Source organism: Erythrobacter sp. BLCC-B19 (assembly GCF_028621955.1).
In the GTDB taxonomy this organism is placed as follows: domain Bacteria; phylum Pseudomonadota; class Alphaproteobacteria; order Sphingomonadales; family Sphingomonadaceae; genus Erythrobacter.
On record NZ_CP117516.1, the window covers coordinates 1421764 to 1445515 of the forward strand.

A 23752-nucleotide genomic window follows, 5' to 3' on the forward strand; every position below is an offset into this window, starting at 1 on the left:
ATTCCGCTTTCCTCTGTAAAAGAGCCTATGTAAACCACCGGGGGTCGCGCCTTTGGGGGAAGGTCCTAGATGAATCGCGTCACGCCGAAACTGCTGGAATCGGTTCGGCACCAAGCTGTCGAAAACAAGATTGTCCCGTCGCTCGAGCGGCGGCGCCTGCGCGCCTATGCGCTGATGCTGGTGGCCGATGGCGTGCTGTTCAATATCAGCTTCGCGCTGGCGGCGCTCCTGTGGGAAGGCCGCTGGTGGGAGCCGCGCACCATGCTCGCGGCGCAGGCGATGCTGCCGGCCTTTTTCACGATCGCGCTCTACAATGGCACCTACGGGGTGGCGGCGCTCAACGATTGGTTGCACGCAACGCGCAAGTCTTTGATTGCGCTTGTCATTTCTGCGGGCCTCATCAACTTTGTCGCCTTTTACACCAAGTCCAACGACGATTTTTCGCGCGCCTCGGTGACGCTCGGCCTGACCTTTACCGCACTTGCGCTGGTGATTTTCCGGCGGATCACGGTGGGCCTTGTCGAGATGCGCTGGGGCGGGCGGGTGATGAACCGGCTGGTGATCGACGACGGCGGATCGGACTTCCCCTTCGATGGCGCGGTGGTGATCTCGGCGGCGGAATTCAATCTCGATCCGGGCAGCCACGATCCTTTCATGCTCGACCGGCTCGGCAAGCTGCTGCGCAATCAGGATCAGGTGGTGGTCAGTTGCCCGCGTGAACGGCGCGAGAACTGGGCGTTCCTGCTCAAGTCGGCGGGTGTCTATGGCGAGATCGTCAGCGAGCCGGCGCACAGCCTCGGCGCGGTGGGGGTGCATCGCTATGACGAGCTCGACCGCACGACGCTGGTGGTATCGACCGGCCCGCTTGGCCTGCGCGCGCGGATCCTGAAGCGCGCCTTCGATGTCGCCGTGGCGGGGAGCGCGCTGCTTGCGCTTTCGCCGCTGTTGCTGGTGGTGGCGCTGCTGATCAAGCTTGAGGATGGCGGCCCGGTGCTGTTCATCCAGCGTCGCATGGGCCGCGGCAACCAGTTCTTCGATATGTTCAAGTTCCGCTCGATGCGCGAGGAAAAGCTCGATCACTCGGGCAACCGTTCGGCCTCGCGCGATGATGATCGTGTGACCCGCATCGGCGCCTTCATCCGCCGCACCAGCATCGACGAACTGCCGCAGATCATCAACGTCCTGAAGGGCGATATGTCGATCGTCGGCCCGCGCCCGCACGCGCTGGGGAGCCAGGCGAACAACAAGTATTTCTGGGACATCGACCGCAAGTACTGGCAGCGCCACTGCCTCAAGCCGGGGCTGACGGGGCTGGCGCAGGTGCGCGGCTATCGCGGCGCGACCGAGAAGGAGCGCGATCTGACCGACCGCCTGCAATCCGATCTCGAATATGTCGCGGGCTGGTCACTGCGGCGCGATATCGAGATCGTGATGCGCACCGTGATGGTGCTCAAGCACGAGAACGCCTACTGAGCCGGCATGGCCACCCCGCTGGGGGCGGCGTTTCAGTTTTTCTTCTGCGGGACAGTGAAGGTGCCGGTCACGCGGCCCTTGCCCGACGGCGCGCCGGGCGCAGCGCTTGATCCGCCGGTTGCATTACCATCGACGGTCGAGAGGCCCGATTCGAGGTCGATCACCAACCGCCCGCCGTTCAGCGTATCGGTGCCGCGCCGCAGCGCGACATTGCCTGCCATGGTGATGATCCGGCGGCCAAAATCATAGACCGCATTGTCCCCGCTCGCGCGTTCGTTGCCGCGGGTGACGACCACGCCGCCGGTGGCGGTGATGCTCTGGATCTGGAGCTGTCCGCCCGCATCGGTGAAGTTCACCAGCATCCGGTCGGATTGGACCCGGAGCCCGGCCTGAGTGACGATCACCCCGCCGGTGGCGATGGCCTGGTTGGTCTTGTCGTTCAGCACGAACTTGCCCGCGTCATAGGTCACCGGCGCGTTTGAATCGTGCCGGGCGATGCCCTGCGCGGCGAGGTTCATGCCGCCTGCCAGTGCCGCGGTCAGCGCGAAGCCGCCGAGACCCCAGACAAGGGCAAGGCGGCCGATCGGGGTGCGGGTATTGGTCATCGCGGCGTCCTCATCTTGCCGGGCGTCATGGTGAAGCGCGCCTTGCCTTCGAGCGTCAGCGTGCGCGCGCCAAGGTCAGCGCGCAGGGTGTTGGCGGCAAAGGTGCCCGCCGGGATCTCGCCCGACACCCCCGCATCGCCGCGCATGGTGCGGGTCTTGAGATCGACCGACACGCCGCTTGCGGTCATGGCATAGCCGTCCGAGGCCGTGAAGCGCACCGGGCCGTCGATGGCGACGGTCTCGGCGTTGATGTCATAGGCGCCGCCCGCGGCGCTGAGGCGGGCGGGGCCATCGGCCAGCAGCATTTGCGCGACGAGGTCATCCATCCGCACCAGCCCTTCGGCGCTGGAACGCTGCACCGCCTCGCCCGCCATCAGCGAGAACGGGCGGTTCTGGTTGTCGCGCCCGCGATACATGGCGTTGTCCACGCTCAGCCGCTCGTCGATCAGGGCGACCTTGTTGCGATCGAGCAGGAAGCTGACTTCGCCGCGCGGGGACAGCGGGGTAATCACCATCAGCGCCGCGATCACCCCCACGCCCATCGGCAGGACGCGGGCGAGGATCCGCACCAGCCTGTCATGCGAACCACCCGGCGCGGCAAAGGTCTGCCGCCGGCTGCGCAGCGCGCGGGCTTCGCTGGTTTCGAGGGCGTGTTCGGCGGCCATGGGTGCGGGTCGTGCCTGAGGCTTGCTTACATATGGCTGAAGATGTCGTTCTCGGCCCATCCGGCGACATCGAGCAGCGCGCGGGTGGGGAGGAAGTCGAAGCAGGCCTGCGCGATCTCCATGCGCCCTTCGCGTTCGAGCCGGGTGGTCAGCTCGGCCCGCAGGCGGTGGAGGTAGCGCACGTCGCTCGCGGCGTAATCGCGCTGCGGATCGGTGATCACCGGCCCGCCCCAGTCGGAGGACTGCTGCTGCTTGGAAATGCTCTCGCCCAGCAGCTCCTCGACGAGGTTCTTGAGGCCGTGGCGGTCGGTGTAGGTGCGCACCAGCTTGCTCGCGATCTTGGTGCAGAACACCGGCCCAGCCATCACGCCGAGATAGTGATGGATCGCAGCCAGATCGAAGCGGCCGAAGTGGTAGATCTTCACCCGCGCCGGATCGGCGAGGATCGCCTTGAGGTTGGGCGCGTCATAGGCGCTGCCGGGATTGAACCGCACCAGATGTTCATCGCCCGAGCCATCGGAAATCTGCACCACGCACAGGCGGTCGCGGTGGGTGATGAGGCCCATCGTCTCGGTGTCGACCGCGAGCGCGGATGTGCCGGCGAGAACGCCTGCGGGGAGATCTTCTTCGTGAAAGTGAACAGCCATAGGCTTCCGCCCTACGCGCATTGGGGAAAGAGGGGAAGGGGCCAGTGGCGCGCGCGGGCGGAGCGGCCTAACCCTTGGCGCATGGCCGAGAGCATCCCCCCCAGCTGGCACCCCGTGCTCGCGCCCGTGCTGACCACGCCCGAGGCGCGCAAGCTGGGCGGCTGGCTGAAGGCGGAAGAAGGCGCGGGCAAGGTGGTCTATCCCCCGCGCGGGAGCCGGCTGGCGGCGCTCGATCTGACGGCGCTCGAAGATGTGCGCTGCGTGATCCTCGGGCAGGATCCCTATCACGGGCCGGGCCAGGCGCATGGCCTTGCCTTTTCGGTGCAGGCCGGGGTGAAGCCGCCGCCGAGCCTTGTGAACATCTACAAGGAGCTGGAGACCGACCTCGGCCTGCCGCGCCCGCAGACCGGCGACCTGACCCCGTGGGCAAAACAGGGCGTGCTGCTGCTCAACAACACCCTGACGGTCGAGGCCGGGCAGGCCGGCAGCCATGCCGGGCGCGGGTGGGACGCGATCACCGACGCCTGCGTTGCTGCGGTGGCGGAGCGCGCGGAGCCGACGGTCTTCATCCTGTGGGGCAGCCACGCCCGCAAGAAGGCGAGCCGCGTGCCCGCCCTCGCGCGCAATTCCCACCATCTGATAGTCGCCTCGGCCCACCCAAGCCCGCTATCGGCGCATAACGGCTTCTTCGGCTCGCGCCCCTTCAGCCAGACCAATGCGTTTCTTGAGGCGAACGGGCGCGGCGCCATAGACTGGAGATTGTGATGAGCGACGACGTGATCCTGCTCGAAGTGGCGGATGGTGTAGCCACGGTCACGCTGAACCGCCCGCAGGCGATGAACGCGCTGAACCGCGCGCTGAGGAAGCGCCTCGCCGAAGTGATGCGCGCGGTGGATAGCGACGAGAGCGTGCGCGCGGTGATCCTCACCGGCGCAGGCGAGCGCGCCTTCACCGCCGGGCTCGACCTCAAGGAACTGGGCAGCGAAGAAGGCGCCCTGGGCAGCGCCAATGCCACCGACCCCGCCGACAATCCGGTCAAGGCGATCGAACTGTGCCGGAAGCCCGTGATCGGCGCGATCAATGGCGTGGCGATCACCGGCGGCTTCGAAGTCGCGCTTGCCTGTGACGTGCTGATCGCCAGCACCAACGCCCGCTTTGCCGACACTCACGCGCGGGTCGGGATCGTGCCGGGGTGGGGTCTGTCGCAGAAATTGTCGCGGATGATCGGGATTTCGCGGGCCAAGGAACTCGCCTTCACCGGCAATTTCCTCGATGCGGCGACCGCGCATAGCTGGGGGCTGGTCAACCACGTGACCGCGCCCAGTGACCTCCTCCCCCTCGCCCGCAAGCTGGCGGGCGACATGGCGAGCATCGATCCGGCTTTCCTCGCCAGTTACAAGCGCCTGATCGACGATGGCTTTGCGGTCAGTTTTGGCGAAGGGCTCGCGCTGGAGGCCGAACGATCGAGCGCCGCCAACAGCGCGGTCGAACCGCAGGAAGTCGAAGCCCGCCGCGCCGCCGTGCAGGAACGGGGACGCCAGAATGCCGGGGGGCAGGGGTAAGAGCGGCTATTTGCCAACCCTTACCCGGCGTTGGCGGCGATCCATTCTTCGACCACCGGGGCGACCTTGGTGCGCCAGCGCGAGCCGTTGAAGATGCCGTAATGCCCGGCGCCCTCGGCCATGTAGTAGCGCTTCTTGGCGGCATCGAGATTGGGGGTCAGGCTCAAGGCGGCCTTGGTCTGGCCGAGGCCCGAAATGTCGTCCCGCTCGCCTTCGATCGCCAGCAGCGCGGTGGCGGTGATCGCGCCGAGATCGACCACTTCGCCCTTGTGGCGGAACTCGCCCTTGGGGATCGAGTGCTTCTGGAACACTTCCTCGACGGTCTGGAGATAGAACTCCGCCGTCATGTCGCACACGGCGCGGTATTCGTCGTAGAAGGTCTTGGTCGCCTGCGCGCTTTCCTCGTCGCCCACGGTGAGGTGCTTGAACATCTCGTAGTGGCTCATCATGTGGCTCGACAGGTTCATGCTCATGAACGCCGAAAGCTGCATGAACCCCGGATAGACCCGGCGGCCCGCGCCCGGATACTTCATCGGCACGGTCGCGATCACCGACTGGCGGAACCATTCGATCGGGCGCTGCATCGCCATGTTGTTGACGACCGTGGGGCATTCGCGGGTGTCGATCGGTCCGCCCATCATGGTGAGGGTGGCGGGGGTGGCGGGCGACTTGTGGAGGTTGAGCAGCGCGGTCGCGGCAAAGGCCGGAACGCTCGGCTGGCAGACCGCCATCATGTGGATGCGCTGACCGCCCGCTTCCCCGTGAACGTGCTCGGCGAAATCCATCAGGTAGTCGATATAGTCATCAAGGTCGAACTTGCCCGCGCTGGCCGGCACCATCTTGGCATCGGCCCAGTCGGTGATGAACACCTCGGCCGATTCCAGCATCCGTTCCACCGTGCCGCGCAGCAGCGTGGCATAATGGCCGCTCATCGGGGCGACGATCAGCAGGCGCGGGCGGTCTGCGGGGGTGTCTTCGACGCGGAAGCGCAGGAGATCGCCGAAGGGGCGCTTCATCACCACGCTCTGGGTCACGGCGTGGGGTGCGCCGTCGATGGTGACGCTGTCGATGCCGAAGGCGGGCTTGCCGTAATGCGCGGTCGCATGGGCAAACACGTCGAGCGCGCTGGCGGCCAGCGGGCCCATGCCGAAAGCGGCCAGCGGATTGGCCGGATTCGACAGCACATTGGCGCTGATCGAAGCGAGCGCGCTGGCGCTGTTCATCCAGCTGCGCTGGAGCTCATAAGCGTGATAAAGCATCAATTTACCTCAGGCGACGAACGGTCTGGCGCCTTATCCCGGTGGCACCTTGGCCGGATAGATGCGCTTTTGCCTGCCATTGTGCAATGCACAAATGTAGGGGGCCAATCCGGCGCGATCCGGGGCAGGGCGCTTTTTGCACGTGAAATCTGCCGAGCGCGCGGCTAAGCGTCCGCGATCATGCACGGCGAACATCCCACGCGCGACCTTCCCGACCCTTCCGACGCGTCCGTCATCGGGCCGGAGGCCGCTGCCGCCGTCGCTGCCTCCGAAACGGCAGAGCCTGCGCCCAAGGCGCGTTCGCTCGCGCCCTTGCGGATGGTGTTCGGCGCGGCGCTGCAATACCCGCGCGAAATCGCGCTGGCCCTGATCGCGCTGGTGATCACCTCGGCGGCGACGCTCGCGATCCCCTATCGGTTCAAGGTGATCGTCGATGAGGCCTTCACCGGCAATGCCGACCCGGAACAGATCGGCCATGCCTTCCAATACCTGCTGATGATCGTCGCGATCCTCGGCCTTGGCACGGCGCTGCGGTTCTATTTCGTCAGCTGGATCGGGGAACGGGTGGTCGCCGATATCCGCCTGCGCGTGCAGGAGAACCTGCTGCGCCTGTCGCCCGGCTTCTACGAGGTCAACAGCCCCAAGGAAATCTCCAGCCGCATGACCAGCGACACTGCGGTGATCGAGAATGTCGTCGGCACCACGGTTTCCGTCGCGCTGCGCAACACGCTGACGGCGATTGGCGGAATCGGGTTTCTGGTGTTCCTCGCGCCGTCGCTGACGCTGGGCCTGCTGATCGGCATTCCGCTGGTGATCGCCCCGATCGTGTTCTTCGGGCGCAAGATCCGCTCGGTCTCGCGCAGCAGCCAGGACCGGATCGCCGACGTGGGGGCCTATGTCACCGAAGTGCTTTCGGCGATGAAGATCGTGCAGAGCTTCGGGCAGGAGCGGCGCGAGGGCGAGCGGTTTGCGAGCGTCGTCGAGAATACCTTCGAAACCGCCCGCCGCCGCATTCTGCTGCGCGCGAGCATGACGACGGTGGTGATCCTGCTGGTGTTCGGCGGGGTGGTGCTGGTGATGTGGCGCGGCGCGCTGGCGGTGGCAGCGGGCGAGATCAGCGGCGGCACCATCGCGGCCTTCGTGCTGACTGGCGGGCTGGTCGCGGGCGCGCTGGGATCGCTGACGGAAGTCTATGGCGATCTGCTGCGCGGGGCTGGCGCGGCGAGCCGCCTGGCCGAACTGCTGGAGGCCCGCCCCGAAATTGCGCCCCCGGCCCGGCCTGAGCGCCTGCCCGAGCCTGCGCGCGGCAGCCTCAGCTTCCGCAATGTCACCTTCCGCTATCCCGCGCGGCCCGAGACGGCGGCCCTCAAGGACTTCACGCTCGAAATCGAGCCGGGGGAGACGGTCGCCATCGTCGGGCCTTCGGGCGCGGGGAAATCGACGATTTTCCAGCTGGTCGAGCGGTTCTATGATCCGCAGGGCGGGACGATCCGCCTCGATGGCGTGCCGCTGACCAGCGCCGACCCCGCCGAGATTCGTTCGCGCATCGCGCTGGTGCCGCAGGTCGGCGTGCTGTTCAGCGCCAATGCGCGCGACAACCTGCGTTATGGCAAGTGGGACGCGAGTGACGAGGAGATCTGGCAGGCCGCCCGCGCTGCCAATGCCGAAAGCTTCCTGCGCGCGCTGCCGCAGGGGCTCGACACCCATCTGGGCGAGGGCGGGACGCAGCTTTCGGGCGGGCAGCAGCAGCGCGTCGCCATCGCCCGCGCGCTGCTGCGCGATGCGCCGATCCTGCTGCTCGACGAAGCGACCAGCGCGCTGGATGCCGAAAGCGAGCAGCTGGTGCAGCAGGCATTGGAAGGGCTGATGGCGAACCGCACCACGCTGGTGATCGCCCACCGCCTCGCCACGGTGCGCGCGGCGGACCGGATCGTGGTGCTCGATGAAGGCCGGATCGTCGAACAGGGCACGCATGATGCGCTGACCAAGGCAGGCGGGCTCTATGCGCGGCTGGCAAGGCTGCAATTCGCCGACGCGGCGTAACCCCCTTCGTTTTTCGACAAATGACCTCGCACGGCGGACGAACCGCAACCCTTTGCCGTGTGCCGCGTTAGGGTGACGCACCGCAGACCATCTGCAACCGCTTTTCGGGGACACCAGACATGATCACCAGAACCGCAGCCTTGCTCGGCGCCAGCCTGCTTGTGCTCGCCGCGCCCGCTTTTGCGCATAGTGACGACCACCTCCACGCAGACGGCATCGAAGTGCTGCTGGCCGAGGACGAGGCCGCCACGACCACCGAGGGTTCCGGCCTGCCGACGATCAGCTTCGGCACCTGGGGCTTCGATCCCGCCTATATCGCCACCGACATCAAGCCGGGCGACGATTTCAACGCCTATGCCAACAAGACCTGGATCGACGCCAACCCGCTCCCGCCCGAATTCAGCCGCATCGGTGCCTTCACTCTGCTCGGCGAAAAGAGCACCTATGACGTCAAGGCGCTGATGGACGAATTTGCCGCCAAGGATCCGGCCACCCTTTCGGCGGACGAGAAGCGCATTCTCGATACCTATCGCACCTATCTCGATACCGCCGCGATCGAAGCGGCGGGCCTTGCCCCGGCCGAGCCCTATCTGGCGCGGATCAAGGGCGCCAGGAGCCTCGATGATCTCGCCAAGCTGTGGGCCGAGCCGGGCTTTGCCAGCCCGATCGGCGCAGGCGTCGGGATTGATGCCAAGCAGCCCGATCGTCACATCGCCACGGTCGGCTTCGGCGGGCTGGGGATGCCGGATCGCGACTACTATCTCGACACCTCGGAGAAGGGCGTCGCGATCCAGGCCAAGTACAAGCAATACCTCGCCTTCCTGCTGGGCGAGGCGGGCTATGCCGATCCTGCCGCGATGGCCGAGACGGTCTATGCCTTCGAGGATACCATCGCCCGCACGGTCGCATGGGACCGTGCCGTGCGCCGCAACCGCGATCTCACCTACAACCTCCTCACCGCCGACGAGCTCGCCGCGATCAGCGGCAAGGTGCCCGTTGCCGCGATGATCGAGCAGATCGGGATTGCCGCCAGCCCCGGCTTCGTCGTCAGCCTGATGCCGCCGACGCCTGAGGAAATCGCGCAATACAAGCTCGACGAGAAAACCCTCGCCAAGATCGGCACCGGCCTGCCGGGGATGATGACGCTGCTCGGCGAAACCCCGGTCGAGACGCTCCAGGCGTGGATGATCAAGGAATTCCTGTCGGATCACGCCGCCGTTCTGCCCGCGCGGTTTGACGCGGCCAGCTTCGAATTCTTCGGCAAGACCCTGCGCGGCACCCCCGAACAGCGTCCGCGCTGGAAAAGGGCGATCGGCGAGGCGGAAGGCCTGCTGGGCGAGTTGATCGGCAAGGAATATGTCGCGCGTTACTTCCCGCCCGAAAACAAGGCGGCGATGGATGAATTGGTCGCCAACCTGCGGCTCGCGCTGCGCGAATCCATCGGCGAGATCGACTGGATGGGCGAGGCGACCAAGACGCAGGCGCTGGCCAAGCTCGACAGCTTCGATCCCAAGATCGGCTATCGCCCCAACCTTGAAACCTATGATGGCCTTGCCATCACCGCGGGCGCGCCCATCGCCAACCGGATGGCGGCGGCCAAGTGGGGCCGCGCGGACAATGTCGCCAAGCTCGGCCAACCCATCGACCGCACCGAATGGGGGATGCTGCCGCAGACGGTGAACGCCTATTACAACTCGGTGAAGAACGAGATCGTCTTCCCGGCCGGCATTCTCCAGCAGCCGTTCTTTGCCCTGACCAACGACATCGCGGTCAATTACGGCGCCATCGGCGGGGTGATCGGGCACGAGATCGGCCATGGGTTCGACGATCAGGGCTCCAAATCCGACGCGAGCGGCGCGCTGCGCAACTGGTGGACCGATGAAGACCGCGCCGCCTTCGATGCGCTCGGCAACCGGCTGGTAGCGCAGTACAACGCCTTCTGCCCGCTCGACGAGGGCAAGACCTGCGTCAACGGCCGCCTGACGCTGGGCGAGAATATCGGCGATGTCGGCGGCCTCAGCATGGCCTACCGCGCCTACAAGATCGCCACCAAGGGCAAGGAGGTGCCGGTGATCGACGGGCTGACCGGCGACCAGCGCTTCTTCCTCGCCTGGGCGCAGGTGTGGCGTTCGACCCAGCGCGAGGCGAATTACCGCAACCGCCTCGTCACCGACAGCCACTCGCCGGAAGAATACCGCGTCAACGGCGTCGTGCGGAACCTTGACGAATGGTACGAGGCGTTTGGCGTGAAGCCCGGCGACAAGATGTACATCCCGCCCGAAGAGCGCGTGCGGATCTGGTAGGAAGAACAAGGCCCGCCCCATCACAAGGGCGGGCCTTTTCGGTTTGACACCCCGCCCCCACTCGTCGATGCGGTGCCCCCATGACCGACACCTTAGCCGCCATCCTGCTCGGCATCCTTGAAGGGCTGACCGAGTTTCTGCCCGTGTCCTCGACCGGGCACCTGATCCTTGCCACCGAAATCCTCGGCTTCGATCAGGACGACTGGGAAGTGTTCAACATCGCCATCCAGCCGGCCGCGATCCTGGCCATCGTGGTGCTGTACTGGCGCACCTTCTGGGATGTGGCCAAGGGGCTGTTCGGGTTCGAGAAAGGCGCGATTGCCTTCGTGCGCAATCTGCTGGTCGCCTTCTTCCCGGCGGTGCTGCTGGGGCTGGCCTTCGGCGACATCATCCAGGGCTTCCTCGGCAATGTGACGCTGGTGTGCTGGTCGCTGATCCTCGGCGGGGTGGCGATCCTTGCGGTCGAGCGCTGGGCCAATCCCCCCGCCGAAGGGCCGGGCGTCGCGGGCGTGCCACTGCGCACGGCGGTGCTGATCGGTCTGGTGCAATGCCTTGCGATGATTCCGGGCGTCAGCCGTTCGGGCGCGACGATCCTCGGCGCGATGGCCTTTGGCGTCGACCGCAAGACGGCAGCCGAGTTCAGCTTCTTCCTCGCCGTCCCGACCCTTTCGGGCGCGACGGTCTATCAGCTCGCCAAGCACGGCGCGAACCTGACCACCGATGATGGCCAGCTGATCGCGATCGGATCGGCGGTCGGATTTGTCACCGCGCTGGTGGTGGTCAAGCTCTTCGTCGCGGTGGTCACGAAGATCGGCTTTTCCCCCTTCGCCTGGTACCGGATCGCGCTCGGCCTCGGCGGCCTGGCCTGGTTGAGCTTGCGCTGAATTGAGCGCGATCGCGCTGGCGCGCGATGCAGACAGCCTTTCCTTTGGTCACCCCGCCTCCCCACCCGGCCACCATAACATAGTGGTACTATTGGTGGCTTCCGGCGTCGCCGGCCGCCTACAGCGGTGGGGAGGCGGGGTGGGAGGTCTGCGCCACCGAAGGTGGACATGCTCCACATCTTTGCGGAACCGCTCGGCCTCCCGCTGGTTAGGGAGTCGGACCGGCATGGTGCCGGGTAAAACGGAGCAGGCGGAAAAAATGGCGTTGCTGGTGCTGATCGTGTTGGGGGCAAGTCTGGGCTGGTTCGCCTCGATCCTCGCGCGCACGGAAGCGCCCGGCGACATTTTGCGCCAAGTCTGCCTCGGGCTGATCGTCTCCGTGGTCGCGGGCGAGATCGCCAATGAAGGCACCATGATCGGCAGCCTCTCGTTCCTCAGCCTCGGCGTGGCGCTGGCGGCTTCCGGCGTGGCGCTGGTGCTCTATCACGCGCTGGTGCGACGCAAGGCCCGCGCCTGACGCTGAAGCTAGACCGGAGCGGCCCCGCTCCCCCGCCCGCCGCGCAGGTGATATTCCTGCGTCCCCCGGTGCAGCACGTTGTCGACATCGATCACCGCCGCATTGGCATAGGTGAACCCGGCCGGTAGGCTGCGATAGAGCCGGTCGAAATCGCGCTCCACCGTCTGGCGGTAGAGATCGGCAAAGCTCTCGATCACGAAATAGGTCGGTTGCAGGTCGCTGATCACGTAATCGGTGCGCATCACGCGGTCGACGTTGAGCATGATGCGATTGGGGCTCTCGGCCTCGACCGCGAACTTCGCCTCGGTCGGGCCGGACAGAATGCCCGCGCCATAGGCCCGCACCCCGCCCGCCTCCTCGATCAGGCCGAATTCGACCGTGTACCAGTAGAGCGCGCCCAAGGCCTTCAGCCGGTTATACCGCATCGCCTTCCACCCGGCGCGGCCATACTCCTGCATATAGTCGGCATAGGTGGGGTCGGTCAGCATCGGGACATGGCCGAAGACGTCGTGGAACACGTCCGGCTCCTCGATGTAATCCATGCAGTCGCGCGTGCGGATGAAGTTGCCCGCCGGGAAGCGGCGGTTGGCGAGATGCCAGAAGAACACGTGATCGGGGATCAGCATGGGGACGGGCACGACGCTCCACCCGGTCAGCGCGCCGAGCTCTTCGGTCAGCTGACCGAAATCGGGAACACCCCCGCGCCCCAAATCGAGCTTTTCGAGGCCCGCCATGAAGGCGCTGCACGCCCGCCCCGGAAGCACCTCCATCTGGCGGGCGAAGAGATCGTCCCAGACCTTGTGATCGGCGGCGGTGTAATCGGTCTGCGCGGGCTCCAGCCAGTCCTCACCGACGTGCGCAGGCCGCGCGAGCGGGGCGGTAAAGACATCGGCTGCCATGTCTGGCAGGGTGGTGAAATCGGGCCGGGGGTCTGCAAGAGTCGCCATGGTTTCAGGTGATACTACTTTTGCCCGAGGCGGACAAATCGGAAGGGGCAGGCGAATGGGCATGAAGCGCAAGGATTACGAGGCGGCGCTCGAACCGCTGACGCTCGAACTGGTCAGCATGGCGCGCTGGGTCAAGGCGACGGGCGCGCGGGTGGTGGTGCTGTTCGAGGGCCGCGACACCGCAGGAAAGGGCGGGGCGATCACGGCGGTGCGCGATGCGCTGAACCCGCGCCAATGCCGCACGGTGGCGCTTGCCAAGCCGACCGAGGCGGAGATGGGCCAGTGGTATTTCCAGCGCTATGTCGCCCACCTGCCGACCGCGGGCGAGATCGTGCTGTTCGACCGCTCATGGTACAACCGCGCCGGGGTCGAGAAGGTCATGGGCTATGCTTCTTCCGAGCAGGTCGAGGCTTTCCTCAAGGCCGTCCCCGCCTTCGAGAAACTGCTGGTGGATGACGGCATCCTGCTGTTCAAATACTGGCTCGCCGCCGATCAGGAACGCCAAGAGGAGCGCCTGCGCGAGCGGCTGGAAGATCCCCTGAAACGCTGGAAGCTCTCCCCCATCGACCTCGCTGCGCGCGAGAAATACGACGATTACACCAAGGCGCGTGAGGCGATGCTGAAGGCGACGCACACGGACCACGCGCCATGGACGCTGGTCGATTTCAACGACCAGCGGCGCGGACGGCTGACGCTGGTGCGCGACCTGCTCTCGCGGATACCCGATACCCACGAGGAGCCCGAGGCGATCGACTTCCCCGATCTGGGCAGGAAGCCTTCCAAGGAGAAGTACAAGGTGCTGAAGCCGATTGCGGACTGGGAGGGGTGAATTGCTCCCCTCCCGCTTGCGGGAGGGGCTGGGGGTGGGCACGTGCAAGGGCTCGCTACGCTCGCTCCCACCCCTGACCCCTCCCGCAAGCGGGAGGGGAAATCAGACTGCCGCGCTCGCCTGTGTCACCTGCCGCCCGTCGTCCGCGAAGGCCGCCAGCTCATAGCCCGCCTCACCCTTGCGCATCACCAGATGCAGCGGCTCGCCCGCGATGGCGGGGGAGAGGCCGCGGAAGCTGAATGTCCGCAGGCGATTTTCGCCCAGCTCCCGTGCCGCCAGTTGCAGCAGCAGGCTCGCCGTCAGCGGCCCATGCACCACCAGCCCGCGATACCGCTCGACTCCTTGCGCATAAGGCGCGTCATAATGGATGCGGTGGGTGTTGAAGGTCAGCGCCGAGTAGCGGAACAGTAGCCGCGCATCGGGGGTGAGGGTGCGGTGCGCGTCCCAGCCCGTGGGGTCGAACTGGCTCTCCCCCGGCGGCGGCGGGCTGAGCGGGGCGTCGGGCGCGGCGGCCTCGCGATAGACCAGTGTCTGGGTCTCGATCACCGCAACCGTGCCATTGGCGCGGGTCATGTGCTCGACATCGACGAAGGCGAGGCGGCCCGATCCGCCTTCCTTCTCGCTGATCGAGGCCACCTTGCTGGTGCGCTCGATCACCGCGCCGATGGGGATGGGGGCGTGAAATGCGATCTTCGATGAGGCCCACATCCGGCGCGGCATGGGGAAGGGGGGCAGGAAGCTGTCGGGGCTGTCGTCACGCGCCGGGTGGCCATCCTCGCCGAGGCTCGCGGTGGGAGCCTCGGGGGTGCACAGCGCAAAGTGGATGCCCTGCGGCATGATCGGCGGATGCGGGCGCGGCAGATCGAAGGTGGCAAGCCAGCGCGCCGCAAGCCCCTCGTCGAGCCGGTCTTTCGCCCGCGCCTCGCGCCCGATCCACGCCTCGAAATTCATGCGGCGCGCTCGAACACCGCCGCGATGCCCTGACCGCCGCCGATGCACATGGTCTCGAGCCCGTAGCGCACCCCGCGCCGGTGCATTTCATGCGCCATGTCGGCGAGGATGCGGCCTCCCGTGGCGCCGATGGGGTGGCCGAGGCTGATGCCCGATCCGTTGACGTTGAGGATCTCGCGGCGCGAGTCGTCTGCGCTCCAGCCCCAGCCCTTGAGCACGGCGAGCACCTGCGGCGCGAAGGCCTCGTTGAGTTCGACCATGCCGATGTCGTCCCACGAAAGCCCACGCCGTTCGAACAGGCGCTCGACCGCAGGCACCGGGCCGATCCCCATGCGCGAAGGATCGCAGCCCGCCGCCGCCCAGCCGCCGAACCACAGCATGGGGGTGAGACCGAGCTCCTCGAGCTTGTCCTCGGCCACCACCAGACAGGCCGCGGCCGCATCGTTCTGCTGGCTGGCATTGCCGGCGGTGACGATGGCGGCGGGGTCTCGCTTGAGGTCGATGGGGGCGAGCTTGCCCAAGGTCTCCATCGAGGCGTCCGTCCGGTAGCCCTCGTCATGGTCGAAGATCACCGGATCGCCCTTGCGGCTCGGAATGGTGACGGGGACGAGCTGCTCGGCGAACTTGCCCTCGGCCCAGGCGCGCGCCGCGTTCTGGTGCGAGCGGACCGCGAAGGCATCGGCCTCCTCGCGCGAAATGCCGTAATCCTTGGCGAGGTTCTCGGCGGTTTCGATCATGCCGGTGATGACCCCGAAACGCTCGACCGGCTGGCTCATCACCCGGCCCCGGCTGAGGCGGTCATGCAGCACCATGTCCCCCATCCGCACACCCCCGCGCGCGGCGAGGGTGTAGTGTTCGACGTTCGACATACTCTCGACGCCGCCCGCGACGACCACATCCGCCATCCCGGTCTCGACCATCATCGCCGCCGTCGCCACCGCCTGCACGCCGGAGCCGCAGCGCCGGTCAAGCTGGAAGCCGGGGACTTCGATGGGCAGGCCCGCCGCGAGCCAGCTCCAGTGGCCGATCGCGGGCGCCTCGCCATTGCCGTAGCCCTGCGAGAAGACGACATCGTCAACCCGCGCCGGATCAATCCCGCTGCGCTCCATCAGCGCCTTGAGGATCACCGCGCCCAATTGGCCCGCGTTGAGGCTCGAAAGCCCGCCGAGGAACTTGCCCACGGGGGTGCGGAGCGGGGTGCAGATGGCGGCGCGTCTGGTCATGTCTTCAAATCTCCGTTCGCCCTGAGCTTGTCGAAGGGCCGCACTTTCTTGTTCCCGTGTCCAGAAGAGAAGGACTGTGCTTCGACAAGCTCAGCACGAACGGGTCTGGATTATCTGTCCTTGTCGCTCAGCGCCACGGTCCCCGCATCGACCAGCTTGCCGATGGCGCCTGTCGACAAGCCCAGCTTTTCGGCCAGCACCTCTTCGGAATGCTCGCCCAGAAAAGGCGCGGGCGCAGGATCGCCTGCTTCGCGTCCCGGCAGGTTTGCGAAGCTGCGGGTGGCGGGGTATTCGAAGCCCGAGGGGTTGGCGGGCGCGGGGCCGAACAGGGGGTTGCCTGCCACCAGCACCGGATCATTCGCGGCCTCGTAGGCGGTGCGGTAGCGTTCGAAGGTGCAGGCTTCGGCAGCCATGCGCGCTTCGAGGGTGGCATAGTCCATTTCGTCCGCCGCGCTCTGGAACAGGGCGAAGAGATCGGCGCGGTGCTGGAAGCGCGGGGTGTCGCCATCGGCGAAGCGCACGCCATGCTGTGCTTCCAAAGCCGCGATGCCTGCTTCGACCCCGAAGGCCTTGACCAGCCCGCTCCACTGCTTGGGCGTGAGCGCTGCGACCATGAAGCGCACGCCATCGCGCGCGCGGAAGTCCCGCCCGAACGCGCCCCAGATTGCATTGCCCAATCGCTCGCGGTCACCGCCGCGATAGAGCACTTCCGCCATCAGACCCGCATTGGCCATGGTGCCGATGGCAACGTCGCCCAAGGGCAGGCGCACTTCGCTGCCCTCGCCCGTCCGGTCGCGGTGGCGCAGCGCGGCGAGCATGGCGAAGGCGCCGTAGGCTCCGGTGATGAAATCCCACGCAGGGAGCACCTGGTTGACCGGCGGGGCAGTCGCGGGGTCCCACTCCTCCGGCCCGCACATCAGCGGGTAGCCGGCGGCGGCGTTGACGGTGAAATCCATCGCCTGCCGCCCGTCATGCCAGCCCATCACGCGCAGGGAGATCATGTCCGCGCGCTTCGCCTGCATCGCGGCGTGGCTGAGGAAGCTTTGTTCGGGCAGGTTGGTGATGCACTGGCCGACCTTGGCCGCCAGCTCCACCAGCAGCTCGCGCCCTTCGCCCGATTGCAGATCGAGCGCGACCGATTTCTTGGCGCGGTTGAGGTTCTCCCACGAGAGCGAGCGCCCTTCGCGGGTCAGCATATAGCGATTGTAATCGAGCCCGCCCGCCTTGTGGTCGACCCGGATCACCTCCGCGCCCAGCTGCGCGCAGTAAAGCCCCGCGGTGGGCGACGCGACGAAGCTGGAGACTTCGACGATGGAGAGGTCGTTGAGGAGGTTATACATTCTCTCTCCACTCGCGCAGCATGTGCTTGGCGATCTGGAGCTGGAGGATCTGCGTCGTGCCTTCGTAGATGCGATAGATGCGCGCATCGCGGAAGAAGCGTTCGGCGTCGTATTCGGCGAGGTAGCCGGCGCCGCCATAGATCTGCACCACCCGGTCGACCACGCGCCCGCACATCTCGGAGGCGAAGACCTTGAAGGCGGCGGCCTTGACGAGAATGTTCTCGCCCCGGTCGGCGCGGGCGGTGACGTCCTTCATCATCGCTTCGGCGGCGTAGATCTCGATCTCGCTGTCGGCGAGCATCTGCTGGATCAGCTGGAAGTTGGCGATCGGCTCGCCAAAGGCCTTGCGCTCGTTGGCGTAGCGCAGCGCGCTGTCGAGCGCGCGCCGGGCATAGCCGGTCGCCGCCGCGCCGACGCTGATGCGGCCATTGTCGAGGCTCTTCATCGCGAAGACGAAGCCCTTGCCGGTCTCCCCGCCCAGCAGCGCATCACCCGGCACGCGCACATCGTCGAGCATGATGTCGGAGATGTGCGAGCCGGACTGGCCCATCTTCTTGTCGGGGCTGCCGGTTGAAACGCCGGGGCTGTTCATCGGCACCAGGAACGCGCTGACATGGGCGTTCTTGGGCAGCGGCTCCTTGCTGGTGCGCGCCATGATGAGGGCGACATCGGCGTGAGGCGCGTTGGTGATGTAGCGCTTCGTGCCGTTCAAAATCCAGCCGTTACCGTCCGGATCAGGGGTGGCGGTGGTCGCCATGGCGGCAGAATCGCTGCCCGAGCCCGGTTCGGTCAGGCCGAAACAGGCGATCTTGCCTTCCGCGATCTTCGGATACCATTCGGCCTTCTGGGCATCGGTCGCGCCATTCTTCAGCGCGCTCGCGAACATCCCGACATTGATCGAGAAGATCGACCGGTAGGCGGGCGCGGCATAGGCCATGATGTTCACGACGCGGGCATATTGCGTCATGTTGAGCCCCGCGCCGCCATATTCCTCCGGCACCGAGAGGCCGAACAGGCCCATCTCGCGCATCTCGTTCACGATTTGCTCGGGGATGCGATCCTCGGCGATCACCTGCGCTTCGGCCGGGATCAGCCGTTCGCGGACAAAGCGGACGAGCTGCTCGGCGAACTGTTCGAAGGTTTCCTCGTCCATGCCGGGATTGGCCGGAGCAGCGAGATTGGTTGGGGCATTCATCGTCGGGGCATCCTTGAGAAAGGGGAGCGCGCCCACGCCCTAGGGGCGGGTGGGCGCGGCGTCGCCTGTCATTTCGGCAGGAGAGGCGGCGGCGGTCGGCATGTCGGTGGGAAGGGTCTCGGGCGGCAGACGGCGCTCGTCGAGCATCTCTGCCGCATCCTCGAGCGCCTTGGCCTCACCCGGGCTGACCGCGCCGGGCGCACTCGCGCTTTCGTTGCCGCAGCCGGCGAGCGCAAGCAGCAGAGCGGCCAGAACGGGCAGGCGTTGCGGCATCGCGGGCGGCCTTACTGGGCGGGGGTCTCTTCCTCGCCCTCGGCCGCAGCCGCGAGCGCCTTGTCGGCGACATCGGCCGCCGCCTCGCTCGCCTGATCCGCAGTTGCCGGGGCGACCGCTTCGGGCGCGTCGGTGGCGGTGGCCGAGGGATCGGCGACCGGGGCTTCATCGACCGGCTCAAGCGCGCTGTCGGCGGGCATCTCGACCGAATCCGCAGTCGCCTCGGTCGAGGCATCATCGGCGCTGCCGCAAGCGGCGAGCAGCAGGCTGGCGGCAGTGGCAGCGGTCAGGGCGGAAAGCTTGCGCATCGGGGGTGTCCTCTCGTCGATTGCGTGATTGCGAGCGGTTTAGCCAAGCTGCAGGGCCAACGCCAAGCGGCAAATGGTGCCTTAACCATTGGCGCCTATTATCACGTCCATGACGGCCAAGCCTTCCTTCGCGCTCAACGCGCTCGCCGCTGCGCTGCTGCTGCCTGCAGCCGTGCTGGTCGCCCAGCCTGCCCCCGGCGCTTTCACCGTGGTCGAGAGCGGGCGCAGCTATGCCAGCCTGCAGGACGCGGTCGACGCGGTCGGCAACACCCGCGCCACGATCCGCATTGCGCCGGGCGAATACCGCCAGTGCGCGGTGCAGGAGGCGGGCGTGATCGTCTACGAAGCCGCCCAGCCCGGCACCGTCACGCTGGCGGGCCGCGCCTGCGAGGGCAAGGCATCGCTGGTGCTGCGCGGCACGGGGGCGGAAATCCGCGGGCTGACCTTCAGCAACATCAATGTCGCCGACGGCAATGGCGCAGGCATCCGGCTGGAGGCAGGCGCGCTGAACGTTGCCTATGGCCGCTTCCAGAACAGCCAGCAGGGCATCCTCACCGCCGCCGATCCGTCGATCAACATCTACATCACTCGCTCCACCTTCACCGGGCTTGGCACCTGCGAGAACGACGCGGGCTGCGCCCATTCGCTCTATATCGGCGATATCGGATCGCTGACCGTGCGCGAAAGCCGGTTCGAGCGCGGCGCGGGCGGCCACTACCTCAAGGCGCGCGCGGCCAGGGTCGTGATCGAGGGCAACAGTTTCGACGACGCCAACGGGCGCGGCACCAATTACATGATCGACCTGCCCGCCGGCAGCGTCGGACGGATCGCCGACAACTGGTTCGTGCAAGGCCGCGACAAGGAGAATTACTCGGCCTTCATCGCGCTGGGCGCCGAGGACATCCTCCACCCCTCCGACGGGCTGAAGGTCGAGAACAACGAAGCCCGCTTCGTCCCCGGCCTCGTCCGCCAGAGCGCCTTCTTCGCCGACTGGACCGGATCGCGCATCGTGATGCAGGGCAATCGCCTCGCAGGCGGGATCAAGCAGTACGAACAGCGATAGGCTTTGCATCGGCGTCGGGGTGGCATATCCTCGCCCCATGACGAAATCGCGCCCGATCAACCTCTTGTCGCTTGCTGCGCTGTGCGTGGCGGCTTTGGCGCTGTGGCTGGCCGGCCCGGCGCGCGCCGATAGCTGGGCCGAGCCCGCGATCGAGACGACGCCGTCGGCAAACGGCCAGTTCCGCTTCACTGTCACCCCGGCCGACATCGGCAGCGTGCTCGACTATTTCCGCGAAGAAATCGCCGCCGAAGAAAGCGGCATCCCGGTCGAACGCCCCGCGCCGCTCGGGCTGCTCGAACGCCGCGATCCGCAGGGCAAGTGGCAGCCGGTGTGGGCCGGGCCGCTGGCGAACTCGATCGCACCGGTCGAGGTGATCGTGGCCGATGATGGCCGCCATGTCGTCACCTTCGACAATTGGCACAGCCTTGGCCATGGCAGCCATGTGATCGTGATCTATGGCCCGGACGGCACGCTGGTGCGTTCGCTGGCGCTGACCGATCTGCTGCCGCAGGACTTCATCGAGGCCCAGCCGCATACTGTCAGTTCGATCCAGTGGCGCCAGGACGTGGGCCAGTTTTCCGCCGATGGGGCCAGCATCACGATCCCGGTCGCGGTGCCCTATGACGGGCGGCTCGATATGGAGGAGCAGAGCGTCCTCTTCACCATCGCGCTCGCCGATGGAGCGGTGACGATGCCGCCGCTCGAACAATGGGGTGCCGCGCTGGAATCGAGCGCCCGCGTGATCGCCTTGCAGCAGCAGTATGAGGCCGAGCGGCTCGCCTATCTCAAGGCGCCGCTGGTGGCGCCGCAGGGGTGCGAGGGCAGCGATTGGCACGAATATCTACGCGAGGCCCACGCGCGGCTCAGCACCGAGCCGCCGTTCGACAGCTTTGCCTCGACCACCGTGCTGTTCCCGCGCGATCACCCCCGCCACCGCGAATCGGTGAAGTGGCTGCGCGAGGAGGTCGCGGATGCGGCGTTGTTCCAGGGCGATGACGCCTTCGCCTCGCCATGCGACCCCGACGGGCTGGTGGCGGCCTTCGCCAAGGCGGTGAAGCGCGTTAAACCGGGCGCGGCCGAGGGGGCGACCATCTACATCGCCGCGCCCGAGCCGCAGTTTGCCGCTATCGCCAAGCTGACCGCGCCGACGGGCGCGAAAACCGTGTGGATCGACCCCGCCACCGCCATTCCCCAGCGCCCCGACCGCATCCCCGGCTCGCCCGAGCACGAGGCCGCGATGCAGGCTTGGCGCGACAAGATGGATGCCGAAATGGCCGAAACGGAAGAGGAAATGGCGGAGGACTAGGCGGCCCGGAACGCCGGCGGGTAGCTGACCTCGCCCGCGGGCAGATCGCCCGACAGCACAAGGCACTGGAAATATTCGGGCGGCGGGCCGGGGTAGCGCAGTTGCGGCGCATGGCGAAAGCCAAAGCGGCTGTAATAGGCCGGGCTGCCGAGCAGCACGATCCCCGCCGCGCCGCGCGTTCGCAAGGTTGCAATGCCGTGCAGGATCAGCGCGCTGCCGATCCCCTGCCTGTGCAGTTCGGGCCACACCGACACCGGGCCAAGATCATACCAATCGGGCGTGCCATCGCTGATCGAAACCCGCGAGAAGGCGATGTGGCCGACGATCCGCGTCCCATCCTCGGCGACCAGCGACAGGGCGAGATCGCCGTCGCGGCGTAGCGCGTCGACGAGGTGCTGTTCGTCACCTTCGCTGAAGGGCATATCGCGGAAGGCGGCTTCGGTGAGGCGGTGGATCGTGTCCTCGTCGCCCGGGCGTTCGGGGCGGATCGTGATCGCACTCACGTCAGCAGATGCCCCGAGCGATCGCGCTTGGTCGCCAGATAGCGGGCGTTGTGGGGGTTTTCGGGGAGCTGGTGCGGCACCCGCTCGCTGACAGTGATCCCGGCGGCTTCCAGCGCGGCGACCTTGGCCGGATTGTTGGTCAGCAGCCGGATCGTCGTCGCCCCCAGCAGCTCCAGCATCCGCGCCGCCACGGGGAAATCACGCGCTTCGTCGGGCAGGCCGAGGCGCTGGTTGGCCTCGACCGTGTCGAACCCCTGATCCTGCAAGCGATAGGCGCGCAGCTTGTTGACGAGGCCGATCCCGCGCCCTTCCTGCCGCATATAGAGCAGCACGCCCCAGCCACCGCTGTCCCGCGCTTCGTGCGCCATCGCGTGGAGCGCTGCGTCGAGCTGCGGGCCGCAGTCGCACTTGAGGCTGCCGAGGATGTCCCCGGTGAGGCATTCCGAATGGAGCCGCACCAGCGGTTGGCTGTCGCCGCTTTGCTTGCCGATGATCAGCGCGACGTGTTCGCGCAGGTCGGCAGCCGAGCGGAAGGCGACGATCTCGGCGTCCTCGCAGGCGCTCACCGGAAGGCGCGCGCGGGTGACGATGCGCAAGGCGCCAGCGTCAGCATAGGCGGCGACATCGGCAACGGCGACCGGCACCGCCTCGCCCGCGCCGTCGGGGTCGACCATGAAGGCCGGCAGGATCCCGGCGATCCGCGCCAGTTCCAGCGCGGCGGCGGCGGTTTCGGCCCAGTCGAGGCTCACCGCCTTGAACGGGCCTTTCAAGGGATTGCCCAGATCAAGCGCCGGGTCGGCGATGGGCAGGGCATCGCGAAGGACAAAGGGCTCGCCGCCTGCGATCAGGACGGGCGCGTGCGGGACAGCGGCCTCTTTCTGGTTGGCGAGTTTCAGCGTCGCGGCGCGCGCGGCGGAAATCAGCATCCGGGGCGCTGAGGCACCTTGCGCGATGGCGGTTTCGACGGGCAGCAGAACCGGCCCGCCGTCGAAGGCCAGCGGCCAGCCATGGCGCAGCGCATCGACCGCCTGCGCGGCGCGGCGCTCAGGAGACGGCGGGAGGCTCAGAGGTCGAACTCCGTGATCAGCGGCACGTGATCGGACGGCTGCTCCCACGCCCGCGCCGCTTCGATCACGCGGTGCGCGCGCGCTTGGCCAGCGACCGCTGGCGAGGCCCACATGTGATCGAGGCGGCGGCCCTTGTCGTTCTCCTGCCAGCCGGGATTGCGGTAGCTCCACCAGGAATAATAGCGCTGCGGGGCGGGGATGTGCTGTCGGCCAAGATCGACCCAGCCGTGCGCGTCCTGGAACTTGCCCAGCGTCTCGACCTCGATCGGCGTATGGCTGACGACCTTGAGGAGCTGCTTGTGGCTCCAGACGTCGCTTTCCAGCGGGGCGATGTTGAAATCGCCGACGATCAGCGTCGGGCGGTCGAGCGTGTCGGCCCAGCGGGTCATCCGCCCGAGGAAGTCGAGCTTCTGGCCGAACTTGGGGTTCACTGCGCGGTCGGGCACATCGCCGCCCGCCGGGACATAGACGTTCTCGACCAGGAGATCGCGTCCCACCACCTCGACTCCGATGTGCCGCGCCTCGCCATTGTCCTGCCAGTCGTGGCGGGTCACCTCGCGGATCGGGACGCGGCTGACGGTCGCGACCCCGTGATAGCCCTTCTGCCCGCTCACCGCCTGATGGGTGTAGCCGAGTGCGGCCAGCGCCTCGGCCGGAAACAGGTGGCTCTCGCACTTGATTTCCTGCAGGCACAGGATGTCGGGCGCGGCCTCGGTCAGCAGCTTTTCGATGAGGCCGACCCGCAGGCGGGCCGAGTTGATGTTCCAGGTGGCGACAGTCAGCATGGGG

General features: G+C 67.0%; 24 protein-coding genes. 10 read left to right on the plus strand and 14 right to left on the minus strand.

Annotation, left to right across the window (positions count from 1 at the left end; genetic code table 11):
- Positions 1-69: 69 nt before the first annotated feature.
- Positions 70-1473, plus strand: a complete 1404-nt coding sequence (locus PS060_RS06630) for a sugar transferase (RefSeq protein WP_273986343.1) — start codon at positions 70-72, stop codon at positions 1471-1473.
- 32 nt (positions 1474-1505) lie between these two features.
- Here the strand turns inward: PS060_RS06630 and PS060_RS06635 are convergent, their stop codons facing one another.
- From PS060_RS06635 to PS060_RS06645, 3 genes are read right to left on the minus strand one after another with little or no spacing between them, the layout of a single operon-like run.
- Positions 1506-2078, minus strand: coding sequence for an LptA/OstA family protein (locus tag PS060_RS06635; RefSeq protein ID WP_273986344.1), 573 nt, complete (start codon positions 2076-2078; stop codon positions 1506-1508).
- Complete coding sequence (lptC, locus tag PS060_RS06640; protein WP_273986345.1) at positions 2075-2743, minus strand: LPS export ABC transporter periplasmic protein LptC; 669 nt, start codon at positions 2741-2743, stop codon at positions 2075-2077. Before lptC ends, PS060_RS06635 begins: the two co-directional genes overlap by 4 nt.
- A 26-nt stretch (positions 2744-2769) precedes the next feature.
- Positions 2770-3390 carry a ribonuclease D gene (locus PS060_RS06645; protein WP_273986347.1) on the minus strand — a complete coding sequence of 207 codons (621 nt, stop codon included), beginning with the start codon at positions 3388-3390 and terminating at the stop codon, positions 2770-2772.
- Positions 3391-3471: 81 nt separating this feature from the next.
- On the opposite strand from PS060_RS06645, the gene ung reads away from it, so the two are divergent.
- Together ung and PS060_RS06655 are read left to right on the plus strand one after the other, a co-directional pair.
- Positions 3472-4155, plus strand: a complete 684-nt coding sequence (gene ung / locus PS060_RS06650; protein WP_273986348.1) for a uracil-DNA glycosylase — start codon at positions 3472-3474, stop codon at positions 4153-4155.
- Positions 4155-4952 (plus strand): enoyl-CoA hydratase, encoded by a 798-nt coding sequence (locus tag PS060_RS06655; RefSeq protein WP_273986349.1) that lies wholly within the window; start codon positions 4155-4157, stop codon positions 4950-4952. Before ung ends, PS060_RS06655 begins: the two co-directional genes overlap by 1 nt.
- A gap of 20 nt (positions 4953-4972) precedes the next feature.
- Here the strand turns inward: PS060_RS06655 and PS060_RS06660 are convergent, their stop codons facing one another.
- Positions 4973-6211, minus strand: coding sequence for a polyhydroxyalkanoate depolymerase (locus PS060_RS06660; protein WP_273986351.1), 1239 nt, complete (start codon positions 6209-6211; stop codon positions 4973-4975).
- 180 nt (positions 6212-6391) lie between these two features.
- Between PS060_RS06660 and PS060_RS06665 the strand changes: the two genes are divergently transcribed.
- The 4 genes from PS060_RS06665 to PS060_RS06680 all read left to right on the plus strand — a co-directional run bounded on the left by PS060_RS06665 (position 6392) and on the right by PS060_RS06680 (position 11958).
- The gene (locus tag PS060_RS06665; RefSeq protein ID WP_273986353.1) at positions 6392-8254 is read left to right on the plus strand and encodes an ABC transporter transmembrane domain-containing protein; all 1863 of its coding nucleotides are present in this window, start codon (positions 6392-6394) and stop codon (positions 8252-8254) included.
- Between the two features lie 119 nt (positions 8255-8373).
- Positions 8374-10557 (plus strand): M13 family metallopeptidase, encoded by a 2184-nt coding sequence (locus PS060_RS06670; RefSeq protein ID WP_273986354.1) that lies wholly within the window; start codon positions 8374-8376, stop codon positions 10555-10557.
- Between the two features lie 80 nt (positions 10558-10637).
- Complete coding sequence (locus PS060_RS06675; RefSeq protein WP_273986355.1) at positions 10638-11441, plus strand: undecaprenyl-diphosphate phosphatase; 804 nt, start codon at positions 10638-10640, stop codon at positions 11439-11441.
- 259 nt (positions 11442-11700) lie between these two features.
- Complete coding sequence (locus PS060_RS06680; protein ID WP_273986356.1) at positions 11701-11958, plus strand: hypothetical protein; 258 nt, start codon at positions 11701-11703, stop codon at positions 11956-11958.
- Between the two features lie 8 nt (positions 11959-11966).
- On the opposite strand, the gene phhA is transcribed toward PS060_RS06680, so the two are convergent.
- On the minus strand, positions 11967-12905 hold the full coding sequence (phhA, locus tag PS060_RS06685) for a phenylalanine 4-monooxygenase (protein ID WP_273986357.1): 939 nt from the start codon (positions 12903-12905) through the stop codon (positions 11967-11969).
- Positions 12906-12960: 55 nt separating this feature from the next.
- Between phhA and ppk2 the strand changes: the two genes are divergently transcribed.
- Positions 12961-13734 (plus strand): polyphosphate kinase 2, encoded by a 774-nt coding sequence (ppk2, locus tag PS060_RS06690; RefSeq protein ID WP_273986359.1) that lies wholly within the window; start codon positions 12961-12963, stop codon positions 13732-13734.
- A 102-nt stretch (positions 13735-13836) separates the two neighbouring features.
- Here the strand turns inward: ppk2 and PS060_RS06695 are convergent, their stop codons facing one another.
- From PS060_RS06695 to PS060_RS06720, 6 genes are all read right to left on the minus strand, one after another.
- Complete coding sequence (locus PS060_RS06695) at positions 13837-14685, minus strand: FAS1-like dehydratase domain-containing protein (protein WP_273986361.1); 849 nt, start codon at positions 14683-14685, stop codon at positions 13837-13839.
- On the minus strand, positions 14682-15908 hold the full coding sequence (locus tag PS060_RS06700) for an acetyl-CoA C-acetyltransferase (RefSeq protein WP_273986362.1): 1227 nt from the start codon (positions 15906-15908) through the stop codon (positions 14682-14684). Before PS060_RS06700 ends, PS060_RS06695 begins: the two co-directional genes overlap by 4 nt.
- A gap of 110 nt (positions 15909-16018) precedes the next feature.
- Positions 16019-17248: a CoA transferase gene (locus PS060_RS06705; RefSeq protein WP_273986363.1), complete on the minus strand. Its 1230-nt coding sequence runs from the start codon at positions 17246-17248 to the stop codon at positions 16019-16021.
- A complete protein-coding gene (locus PS060_RS06710; RefSeq protein WP_273986365.1) occupies positions 17241-18443 on the minus strand; it encodes an acyl-CoA dehydrogenase family protein in 1203 nt (400 codons plus the stop codon). The genes PS060_RS06705 and PS060_RS06710 overlap by 8 nt, the downstream gene beginning before the upstream one ends.
- Positions 18444-18482: 39 nt before the next feature.
- The gene (locus tag PS060_RS06715; protein WP_273986366.1) at positions 18483-18716 is read right to left on the minus strand and encodes a hypothetical protein; all 234 of its coding nucleotides are present in this window, start codon (positions 18714-18716) and stop codon (positions 18483-18485) included.
- 11 nt (positions 18717-18727) lie between these two features.
- Positions 18728-19024, minus strand: a complete 297-nt coding sequence (locus tag PS060_RS06720) for a hypothetical protein (protein ID WP_273986368.1) — start codon at positions 19022-19024, stop codon at positions 18728-18730.
- A gap of 109 nt (positions 19025-19133) precedes the next feature.
- Here PS060_RS06720 and PS060_RS06725 point away from each other — a divergent pair, with 109 nt between their 5' ends.
- Together PS060_RS06725 and PS060_RS06730 are read left to right on the plus strand one after the other, a co-directional pair.
- Positions 19134-20087: a right-handed parallel beta-helix repeat-containing protein gene (locus PS060_RS06725; protein ID WP_273986369.1), complete on the plus strand. Its 954-nt coding sequence runs from the start codon at positions 19134-19136 to the stop codon at positions 20085-20087.
- A gap of 37 nt (positions 20088-20124) precedes the next feature.
- Positions 20125-21393 (plus strand): hypothetical protein, encoded by a 1269-nt coding sequence (locus PS060_RS06730; RefSeq protein WP_273986370.1) that lies wholly within the window; start codon positions 20125-20127, stop codon positions 21391-21393.
- Here PS060_RS06730 and PS060_RS06735 read toward each other — a convergent pair.
- Genes PS060_RS06735 through PS060_RS06745 form a run of 3 tightly spaced genes read right to left on the minus strand, consistent with a single transcriptional unit; the run spans position 21390 to position 23748 of the window.
- Positions 21390-21896, minus strand: a complete 507-nt coding sequence (locus PS060_RS06735) for a GNAT family N-acetyltransferase (protein ID WP_273986371.1) — start codon at positions 21894-21896, stop codon at positions 21390-21392. The two genes, PS060_RS06730 and PS060_RS06735, sit on opposite strands and share 4 nt — an antisense overlap.
- Entirely contained in the window at positions 21893-22963 is a 1071-nt protein-coding gene (gene ribA / locus PS060_RS06740) for a GTP cyclohydrolase II (RefSeq protein WP_273986869.1), read from the minus strand. Before ribA ends, PS060_RS06735 begins: the two co-directional genes overlap by 4 nt.
- Positions 22960-23748, minus strand: coding sequence for an exodeoxyribonuclease III (locus PS060_RS06745; RefSeq protein ID WP_273986372.1), 789 nt, complete (start codon positions 23746-23748; stop codon positions 22960-22962). Before PS060_RS06745 ends, ribA begins: the two co-directional genes overlap by 4 nt.
- Positions 23749-23752: the final 4 nt, after the last annotated feature.

Excerpts from the sequence above, each read along its gene's own strand:
- PS060_RS06630 (WP_273986343.1), top strand. The coding sequence starts at position 70 with ATGAATCGCGTCACGCCGAAACTGCTGGAATCGGTTCGGCACCAAGCT.
- PS060_RS06635 (WP_273986344.1), bottom strand. The coding sequence starts at position 2,078 with ATGACCAATACCCGCACCCCGATCGGCCGCCTTGCCCTTGTCTGGGGT.
- lptC (WP_273986345.1), bottom strand. The coding sequence starts at position 2,743 with ATGGCCGCCGAACACGCCCTCGAAACCAGCGAAGCCCGCGCGCTGCGC.
- PS060_RS06645 (WP_273986347.1), bottom strand. The coding sequence starts at position 3,390 with ATGGCTGTTCACTTTCACGAAGAAGATCTCCCCGCAGGCGTTCTCGCC.
- ung (WP_273986348.1), top strand. The coding sequence starts at position 3,472 with ATGGCCGAGAGCATCCCCCCCAGCTGGCACCCCGTGCTCGCGCCCGTG.
- PS060_RS06655 (WP_273986349.1), top strand. The coding sequence starts at position 4,155 with ATGAGCGACGACGTGATCCTGCTCGAAGTGGCGGATGGTGTAGCCACG.
- PS060_RS06660 (WP_273986351.1), bottom strand. The coding sequence starts at position 6,211 with ATGCTTTATCACGCTTATGAGCTCCAGCGCAGCTGGATGAACAGCGCC.
- PS060_RS06665 (WP_273986353.1), top strand. The coding sequence starts at position 6,392 with ATGCACGGCGAACATCCCACGCGCGACCTTCCCGACCCTTCCGACGCG.
- PS060_RS06670 (WP_273986354.1), top strand. The coding sequence starts at position 8,374 with ATGATCACCAGAACCGCAGCCTTGCTCGGCGCCAGCCTGCTTGTGCTC.
- PS060_RS06675 (WP_273986355.1), top strand. The coding sequence starts at position 10,638 with ATGACCGACACCTTAGCCGCCATCCTGCTCGGCATCCTTGAAGGGCTG.
- PS060_RS06680 (WP_273986356.1), top strand. The coding sequence starts at position 11,701 with ATGGCGTTGCTGGTGCTGATCGTGTTGGGGGCAAGTCTGGGCTGGTTC.
- phhA (WP_273986357.1), bottom strand. The coding sequence starts at position 12,905 with ATGGCGACTCTTGCAGACCCCCGGCCCGATTTCACCACCCTGCCAGAC.
- ppk2 (WP_273986359.1), top strand. The coding sequence starts at position 12,961 with ATGGGCATGAAGCGCAAGGATTACGAGGCGGCGCTCGAACCGCTGACG.
- PS060_RS06695 (WP_273986361.1), bottom strand. The coding sequence starts at position 14,685 with ATGAATTTCGAGGCGTGGATCGGGCGCGAGGCGCGGGCGAAAGACCGG.
- PS060_RS06700 (WP_273986362.1), bottom strand. The coding sequence starts at position 15,908 with ATGACCAGACGCGCCGCCATCTGCACCCCGCTCCGCACCCCCGTGGGC.
- PS060_RS06705 (WP_273986363.1), bottom strand. The coding sequence starts at position 17,248 with ATGTATAACCTCCTCAACGACCTCTCCATCGTCGAAGTCTCCAGCTTC.
- PS060_RS06710 (WP_273986365.1), bottom strand. The coding sequence starts at position 18,443 with ATGAATGCCCCAACCAATCTCGCTGCTCCGGCCAATCCCGGCATGGAC.
- PS060_RS06715 (WP_273986366.1), bottom strand. The coding sequence starts at position 18,716 with ATGCCGCAACGCCTGCCCGTTCTGGCCGCTCTGCTGCTTGCGCTCGCC.
- PS060_RS06720 (WP_273986368.1), bottom strand. The coding sequence starts at position 19,024 with ATGCGCAAGCTTTCCGCCCTGACCGCTGCCACTGCCGCCAGCCTGCTG.
- PS060_RS06725 (WP_273986369.1), top strand. The coding sequence starts at position 19,134 with ATGACGGCCAAGCCTTCCTTCGCGCTCAACGCGCTCGCCGCTGCGCTG.
- PS060_RS06730 (WP_273986370.1), top strand. The coding sequence starts at position 20,125 with ATGACGAAATCGCGCCCGATCAACCTCTTGTCGCTTGCTGCGCTGTGC.
- PS060_RS06745 (WP_273986372.1), bottom strand. The coding sequence starts at position 23,748 with ATGCTGACTGTCGCCACCTGGAACATCAACTCGGCCCGCCTGCGGGTC.